1 protein-coding gene is annotated in these 1,602 nt (G+C 73.3%); it reads left to right on the top strand.

Translation table 11 applies throughout. The features are described from left to right. Positions 1 to 378 precede the first annotated feature (378 nt). Entirely contained in the window at positions 379 to 1,203 is an 825-nt protein-coding gene (locus ABZ371_RS32490) for an aldo/keto reductase (protein WP_358686507.1), read from the top strand. Positions 1,204 to 1,602 lie beyond the last annotated feature (399 nt).

Genomic DNA, 1,602 nt, shown 5'->3' with positions numbered 1-1,602 from the left:
GGTGCGGCGGGGCCGGCCCGGTCCGCGCGGGCGGCAGGACCACCCACGGACCGCCCTGCGAGGGCACGAGAGCGGCAGGACGGGGTGGCCGCGCCCGTCGGCCGCCGCCCCGTCCACGAGTACGTGCCGTGACGGCGGCCGGCCCGGTCGCCAGGACGGACCGCGCGGCACCGGCCGGAGCCGCGCCACGGGACGGGGGGCAACGCACGCAAGCACGGGCCAAACCCCCGCGTTTGCCATCTACCCGCGTGTGCAACTATTGTTTACGACGGTAAGCGTCGCACGCACATACCGGTTGCGCCGCGTCGTAGGCGCGCGGTTCCACATCTCCGCTGTCCGCGCAGACCCGCGCGGACAGCACGGCAAGGAAGGCACATCATGCCCACGGTCCCCACCGTCGCACTCAACAACGGCGTCACGATCCCCCAGCTCGGCTTCGGCGTCTTCCAGATCCCCGACGACGAGACGACCCAGGCGGTGACCGACGCCCTCGCTGCGGGCTACCGCTCGATCGACACCGCCGCCGTGTACGGCAACGAGGCGGGCGTGGGTCGCGCGCTGGCCGCCTCCGGGATCCCCCGCGACGAGCTGTTCGTCACGACCAAGGTGTGGAACGCCGACCAGGGATACGACGCCACGCTCGCCGCCTTCGAGGCGAGCCTCTCCGAGCTCGGCCTCGATCACGTGGACCTCTACCTGATCCACTGGCCCACCCCGGCCCGCGACCTCTACACCGAGACGTGGCGCGCGCTGGAGAAGCTGACCGCCGACGGCCGGATCCGGGCGGCCGGGGTGTCCAACTTCCAGCCGGCCCACCTGCGCCGCCTGATCGAGGAAAGCTCCCTCGTGCCGGCCGTCAACCAGATCGAGCTCCACCCCGGCCTCCAGCAGAAGGAGCTCCGGGGTCTGCACGCCGAGCACGGCATCGCCACGGAGGCGTGGAGCCCCCTCGCCCAGGGCGCCCTGCTCGACGACGACGTGCTGGTCACGATCGCCGGGCGGCACGGGAAGACGCCGGCCCAGGTCGTACTGCGCTGGCACCTCCAGCTGGGCAACGTCGTGATCCCCAAGTCGGTCACGCCGGCCCGCATCCGGCAGAACATCGACGTGTTCGACTTCGAGCTCTCGGACGAGGACATGGCCGCGATCGCCGGTCTGGACCGGGGCATGCGCACGGGGCCGGACCCCGACACCACCAACTGAGCCCGCCCTCAGTCGGTCAGGGCCCGCAGGACAGCGCGCACGGTGCGCACGGCCAGGCCGAGCGCACCGAACTCCCAGGCGGCCTCCCCGACGTCCGCGGCCGCCTCGACGCGCTCGGTCCGCCGCCCCTCGGCCCGGCATCTGCGGCACGTCCCACGCCTGAGCCTCCGGCGCCTCGCGCAGGTGGCGCAGGCACCCGTACGTCGTCCCTCTCCCCATGCCCCAAGACTGCCATCCACCGACGGCCCGCCGGGAGGGCGAGAGCGCCTTCCGGCCGTTTCCGTTCCCGGGCACGGGGGCGGTGACCGCTTCTGGCGCGGCCGGTGCCCCGCCTCGGAAAGCGGAACCGACCTCCAGGGCATGCCCGAAGCGACTCGGCGGCTGACGCAGGCAGCCGGC

It is taken from the genome of Streptomyces sp. NPDC005899, assembly GCF_040629645.1.
In the GTDB taxonomy this organism is placed as follows: domain Bacteria; phylum Actinomycetota; class Actinomycetes; order Streptomycetales; family Streptomycetaceae; genus Streptomyces.
Note: the sequence above shows the minus strand (reverse complement) of the source record. Positions and strands in the feature narration are given on the sequence as shown.